This window comes from Eikenella longinqua (assembly GCF_001648355.1).
Classification (GTDB): domain Bacteria; phylum Pseudomonadota; class Gammaproteobacteria; order Burkholderiales; family Neisseriaceae; genus Eikenella; species Eikenella longinqua.
This window is the reverse complement of the sequence record NZ_LXSL01000034.1, coordinates 1-5,942: the sequence shown is the minus strand read 5'-3', so window position 1 is coordinate 5,942 and position 5,942 is coordinate 1. Positions and strand designations below refer to the sequence as shown.

Annotated in this window: 7 protein-coding genes; 2 read left to right on the top strand and 5 right to left on the bottom strand. The window is 57.9% G+C overall.

Going from position 1 to position 5,942, the window contains the following annotated elements; translation table 11 throughout:
- The first annotated feature begins 77 nt into the window (after window positions 1-77).
- The gene (locus A7P95_RS10935) at window positions 78-1,046 is read left to right on the top strand and encodes a tannase/feruloyl esterase family alpha/beta hydrolase (protein WP_218916371.1); all 969 of its coding nucleotides are present in this window, start codon (window positions 78-80) and stop codon (window positions 1,044-1,046) included.
- 64 nt (window positions 1,047-1,110) lie between these two features.
- Here A7P95_RS10935 and glyQ read toward each other — a convergent pair whose 3' ends face one another.
- The 5 genes from glyQ to minC form a co-directional block, all read right to left on the bottom strand.
- Window positions 1,111-2,010, bottom strand: a complete 900-nt coding sequence (glyQ, locus tag A7P95_RS10930; RefSeq protein WP_067595350.1) for a glycine--tRNA ligase subunit alpha — start codon at window positions 2,008-2,010, stop codon at window positions 1,111-1,113.
- Between the two features lie 134 nt (window positions 2,011-2,144).
- Complete coding sequence (locus A7P95_RS10925) at window positions 2,145-3,065, bottom strand: hydrogen peroxide-inducible genes activator (RefSeq protein WP_067595347.1); 921 nt, start codon at window positions 3,063-3,065, stop codon at window positions 2,145-2,147.
- Between the two features lie 3 nt (window positions 3,066-3,068).
- Window positions 3,069-3,341, bottom strand: a complete 273-nt coding sequence (gene minE, locus A7P95_RS10920; protein WP_067595344.1) for a cell division topological specificity factor MinE — start codon at window positions 3,339-3,341, stop codon at window positions 3,069-3,071.
- 3 nt (window positions 3,342-3,344) lie between these two features.
- The gene (minD, locus tag A7P95_RS10915) at window positions 3,345-4,157 is read right to left on the bottom strand and encodes a septum site-determining protein MinD (RefSeq protein WP_067595341.1); all 813 of its coding nucleotides are present in this window, start codon (window positions 4,155-4,157) and stop codon (window positions 3,345-3,347) included.
- A gap of 126 nt (window positions 4,158-4,283) precedes the next feature.
- Window positions 4,284-5,012 (bottom strand): septum site-determining protein MinC, encoded by a 729-nt coding sequence (gene minC, locus A7P95_RS10910; protein WP_067595337.1) that lies wholly within the window; start codon window positions 5,010-5,012, stop codon window positions 4,284-4,286.
- 205 nt (window positions 5,013-5,217) lie between these two features.
- Between minC and ruvC the strand changes: the two genes are divergently transcribed.
- On the top strand, window positions 5,218-5,754 hold the full coding sequence (gene ruvC / locus A7P95_RS10905) for a crossover junction endodeoxyribonuclease RuvC (protein ID WP_067595334.1): 537 nt from the start codon (window positions 5,218-5,220) through the stop codon (window positions 5,752-5,754).
- The last annotated feature ends 188 nt before the right edge of the window (window positions 5,755-5,942 follow it).

The window sequence follows — 5,942 nt, the reverse complement described above, 5'->3', positions numbered from 1 at the left end:
AGATAATCCCCGTTTAACAGACCATTAAACGGGGATAAATCAGTGCAAAAGCTGCTACAATTTCCTACGCGGCGGCGGTGCAAAAGCTACTGCCAATTCGGGCAAAAGCTGCCGCCGCCTTACACAACCCGGGCTTCCGCCTCTCCCGCGCCGCCGTTGCCCAGCAGTGGGATTACCAACAATTCATGAAAATCGCCCCCAAAGACGCGCAGGGCAACAAAATCCTGGCCAACGCTTTGACCCAAGCCGATTTGGATAAAGTCAGCCAAGCCGTGAAAAACCGCTGCGATGCCCGCGACGGCTTGAAAGACGGCATCATCAACGCGTGGGAAAGCTGCGATTTCAAAGCCGAACACGCAGGATTGTCCCGCGCCAAAACCGCCGCGCTCCAAGCCGTGATGGACGGCGCGAAAGACTCGCGCGGCAACCCAATTTACAGCGGCTGGTATTACGACACAGGCTTAAACCAGCCCGACTGGCGCGCATGGAAACTGGGCAGCTCGCAAACCGCCCAGCCCGATTCACGAGGCGTAACGCTCGGTGCAGGCTCGCTGACTTGGTATTTCATGACCCCCGCCGTGCCAAATTTTGATTTGCATAAATTCGATTTCGACCGCGACACGCCCAAAACCTACCAAACTGGTGCGATTAACGACGCGGTTTCCACCGATTTGTCGAGTTTTAAAGCACATGGCGGCAAACTGATTGTTTTAACAGGCGTATCTGACCCCGTGTTCTCCGCCAAAGACCAGGTGGAATGGTTCAAACAGATGAACGCCGACACACAAAACGCCCAAAGTTTCAGCCGCCTGTTTATGGTGCCGGGCATGAACCACTGCGGCGGCGGACAAGCCTTCAACGACTTCGACCCGCTCACGCTTTTAGAAAACTGGCACGGCAAAAACCAAGCTTCCGAGCGCATGATTGCACAAGGCAAGTCCTTCCCGAACAAACAGATGCCGGTTTGCGCCTGGCCGAAAATCGCGTTTTATACTGGCGGGGATGTCGATAAGGCGGAAAGTTTTGAATGCCGCGAATGGCGCTAATGCCATATCGTGAAGGCAAAACAAAAGGGTTGGAACATTCCAACCCTTTTTTGCTGCTTGCCGCTTATGGTTTGTTCATCAGCGGGAAACCCAGTTTCTCGCGGCTTTCCACATATTTGTGCGCCACGGCGCGGCTTAGGGCGCGGATTCGGCCGATGTAGGTGGCGCGCTCGGTAACGGAGATGGCGCCGCGTGCGTCCAGCAGGTTGAAGGTGTGGCCGGCTTTGAGCACGAGCTCGTAGGCGGGCAGGGCGAGGCTGGTGTCTTCCACGGCGAGCAGGCGTTTGGCTTGGGCTTCGTAGTCGTTGAATTGGCGCAAGAGCCAGTCGGCGTCGCTGTATTCGAAGTTGTAGGTGGATTGTTCCACTTCGTTTTGGTGGTAGACGTCGCCATAGGTGATGGTGCGGCCGTCGGGGGTTTGCGCCCACACGAGGTCGTAAACGTTTTCCACGCCTTGCAGATACATGGCGAGGCGCTCGATGCCGTAGGTGATTTCGCCGAGCACGGGGGTGCAGTCGATGCCGCCGACTTGTTGGAAATAGGTGAACTGGGTGACTTCCATGCCGTTGAGCCACACTTCCCAGCCCAGGCCCCAGGCGCCGAGGGTGGGGTTTTCCCAGTCGTCTTCCACGAAGCGGATGTCGTGGACTTTGGGGTCGATGCCGAGCTCGCGCAGGGAATCGAGGTAGAGGTCTTGGATGTTGGCGGGGGCGGGCTTGAGGGCTACCTGAAATTGGTAGTAGTGTTGCAGGCGGTTGGGGTTGTTGCCGTAGCGGCCGTCTTTGGGGCGGCGGCTGGGCTGCACGTAGGCGGCAAACCAGGGCTCGGGGCCGAGCGCGCGCAGGCAGGTGGCGGGGTGGGAGGTGCCGGCGCCGACTTCCATGTCGAGCGGCTGGAGGAGGGTGCAGCCTTGGCCGGCCCAGTAGTTTTGCAGTTTGAAAATGATTTGTTGGAAGGTGAGCATGGTGGTGTGGGGTGAATAAAATAATCGCGCTATTTTACTTGGTTTGCAGGTGAAACAAAACCAAGCTAAAGGCTACCTGAAAAATGGTCGGGTGTTTTCAGGTAGCCTTTTTCAGGTAGCCTCTATGCCGCGGTTTAGGCTTCGGCAAAACGCACGCCGGTGAGCTGGGATTGCAGCACGGCCTGGCGCAGCGCCTGCAAGGCCTGCGGGCGCACGAAGTTGCGGCGCGAAGCCAATACGATGCGCCGGCTGGGCACGGGCGGCTCGAAGGGAATGATGGAAAACAGCAGGTGGTCGTTATCCGTGAGCGAGCTGGAGGGCAGCACGCTGATGCCCATGCCGCTGGCCACCATGTGGCGGATGGTGTTGATGGAGCTGCCTTGCAGGGTGTTGGCCAGCCCGGAGATGCGCTGGCGGGAGGCCAGTTTGCTGCAGCTTTCCAGCACTTGGTCGCGCATGCAGTTGCCTTCGCTCAGGAGCAGCACTTGCTGATCCATCAGCTGCTGCACGGATACTGCGTCCAGCTCTTCAAACTCGTGCCCCTTGGGCACAATCACGAAAAACGGCTCTTCATACAAGGGCTCGGTGATGATGCCGGGCTCTTGGAAGGGTTCGGCCACCACGATGGCGTCCAGCTCGCCTTTTTTCAGCCAGTCGGTGAGGTTGCCGGTGTAGTGTTCTTCCAGCATCAGCGGCATGCCGGGGGCGATGTTGCGCAGCGACAAAATCAGGCGCGGCAGCAGATAGGGCGCCACGGTGAAAATCAGCCCCAGCTTAAACACGCCGGAGAGCTCGTTTTGCTCGGAAGCGGCCAAGTGCTTGATGCGGTCGGCCTCTTCCAGCACGCGGTGCGCCTGCATGATGATGCGCTCACCGGTGTCGGTGGGCTTAACCTCATTGCTGCTGCGGTCGAACAGCGACACCGAGAGCTCTTCTTCCAGCTTTTTGATGGCAATCGATAAAGTCGGCTGGCTAACGAAGCAGCGCTGGGCAGCGCGGCCGAAGTGGCGTTCTTGCGCCACCGCCACGATATAGCGCAATTCGGTTAGGGTCATGGTTTAGCTTTCTTCGTGTTTACGCTGGATGTCGGGCAGGATGATGTTGAGCTCCAACACGTCCACGCCGTCTTGCGTTTCTTGCGAGATGCGGATGTCGTCGAGCGACACGTGCACATATTTCGACAACACTTCCAGCAGCTCTTTTTGCAGGGTGGGCAGGTAGTCGGGCGCCTGCGATTTCACGCGCTCTTGCGCAATGATGATTTGCAGGCGGTCGCGGGCGATGCTGGCAGATTTGGGTTTCTTGCCAAACAGCATATCGATCAAGGACATGGTTTAACCTCCGAACAGGCGTTGCAGGAAGCCTTTCTTTTCTGCTTCCAAGAAACGCATCGGCCGGTTTTCACCCAACAGGCGCGCCACCACGTCTTTATACGCTTCGGCCGCCGCCACGCCTTCCTGATGAATCACCGGCAGGCCGACGTTGGAGGCTTGCAGGATATTCTGCGATTCGGGAATCACGCCCAAGAGCGGGATGCGCAGCACGTCTTCGATATCGGCCACGGAAAGCATTTCGCCGCTGGCCACGCGCTCGGGGTTGTAGCGCGTAATCAGCAGGTGTTCTTTCACCTGCTCGTCTTTTTCGGCGTGGCGGCTCTTGCTCTGCAAAATGCCCAAAATGCGGTCGGAATCGCGCACGCTGGATACTTCGGGATTGGTGGTAACAATGGCTTCGTCGGCAAAATACAGCGCCATCAGCGCGCCGGTTTCGATGCCGGCGGGCGAGTCGCAAATCACGAATTCGAAATCCATTTTTTCGGTGAGCTCGGTGAGCACGCGTTCCACGCCTTCGCGGGTGAGCGCGTCTTTGTCGCGGGTTTGCGAGGCGGGCAGGATGAAGAGGTTGTCGCAGTGTTTGTCTTTAATCAGCGCCTGGTTGAGTGTGGCTTCGTTTTGGATAACGTTGATCAGGTCGTACACCACGCGGCGTTCGCAGCCCATGATGAGGTCGAGGTTGCGCAGGCCGACGTCGAAGTCGATCACGGCGGTTTTGTGGCCTTTGAGGGCCAGGCCGCTGGCGATGCTGGCGCTGGTGGTGGTTTTGCCTACGCCGCCTTTGCCGGAGGTTACTACGATGATTTTTGCCACGGTAACAGTCCTTTCTGTTCGGTGAATTTGTGGTTTGAAATGGTGTGCGGGCTGCTTGAGGCTACCTGAAAAAGGCTACCTGAAAATTTGAAGCCCTAAATAGTTTGTTGCGTTTGGCGTGTTGCCTTAAATCATGTCGCTGAGGGCGGCGATGGCAAGCCGCTCTTTCTGTAAATATATCTGCACGGCTTGGCGGTGCAGGTGTGGGGGCAGCTGCTGGTCGAAGGTGCGGTAGATACCAGCGATGGAGACCAGCTCGGCCTGCATGGATTGGGCGAAAATGCGGGCGCTGTGCTCGCCGTTGGCGCCGGCCAGGGCGCGGCCGCGCAGGGGGGCATACACGTGGATGTGGCCGTCGGCAATCACTTCGGCGCCTTCGCTCACCAGGCCCAATACGATGAGGTCGGCGTTTTCGGCATACACTTGCTGTCCGGTGCGGATGGGCTTTTCCACTACGAGGGTTTTGCGGTTTCCCGGCTGGGGTGCGGCCGGAGTTTCAGCTGGCCTTTTTTCAGGTAGCCTGCCGGCCTCTTTCGGCTCTTCGCTGTTGCTTATGCCTTCTTCGCAAAAAGCCAGGTGGTGTTCTCGGGCGAGGGTTTGCCACGCTTCGCCGCGGTGGCGCAGGGTGCCGATGGGCAGGCCGTGTTCGGCAAACAGGCCGAGGATGGCGTCCAAATCCAAATCGCCGGGCTCGCTGAAGGCTTGGATGTCGAGCAGAAGCGGCATGTCGCTGAGCTCGGCGTATTGGGCGGCGCGCTCGTTTAGCGTGCGGCGGATGGCGGCTTCTTCGGCGGTGTTGAGCTGGATGGCCAGCGCGTCGAGACGGGCGGATTTGATGTCGAATGCGGGCTTCATCGCGGCGATGAGGGGTTCTATAGAGGTTGAAACGGCTCGCAGTTTACCGTTTTATCTAGGCTTCTTCAAATCTGCGGGCTCAGGCGGGCATGGAGGCTACCTGAAAACTTGGCTTATAATGCGGCCAATTTGTTTTCAGGTAGCCTGTTATCCCTAATATTGAGGCTACCTGAAAAACTTGTTTGGGCGATTAAACGGAAGAACTATGCAGAAACCGATACGGATTTTGGGTATCGACCCGGGCAGCCGGGTAACGGGGTTCGGCGTGATTGATGTGGTGGGGCAGAGCCAGCGCTATGTGGCCTCCGGCTGCATCAAAACCATCCCGGGCGACGAGCTGGCCGGCCGCATCGGCATCATCGTGCAGCACATTGGCGAAATTATCGATACTTATAAGCCGACGCAGGCGGCCATTGAGCAGGTGTTTGTGAACGTAAACCCAGCGGCCACACTGATGCTGGGGCAGGCGCGCGGGGCGGCGGTGGCGGCGCTGGTGTTGCGCGGGCTGCCGGTGTACGAATACACGGCTTTGCAGGTGAAGCAGGCGGTGGTGGGGCAGGGTAAGGCGGCCAAAGAACAGGTGCAGCACATGGTGGTGCAGATGCTGAAGCTTTCCGGCAAACCGCAGGCTGATGCCGCCGACGGGCTGGCGGTGGCGCTCACCCATGCTTTGCGCAATCACAGTTTGGCGGCAAAATTGCAATATGGGATGCAGGTAAAGCGGGGGCGGTTTCAAGTTTAGTGTTGGAGGATTTTCAGGTAGCCATCAGTCGGACGCAGGCCGGTTGTGAGGGTGTTGAAACTAAATTCTCAATGATATGTAGGATTTGAGTGTTTTGGATAGAAATTTAGTTCTTGAGTATTTGACAGGTGGGGAGGGGATGGCGTATAGTTCGCATCTTCGCTGCTTCCACGGCACCGTTTCGAAAT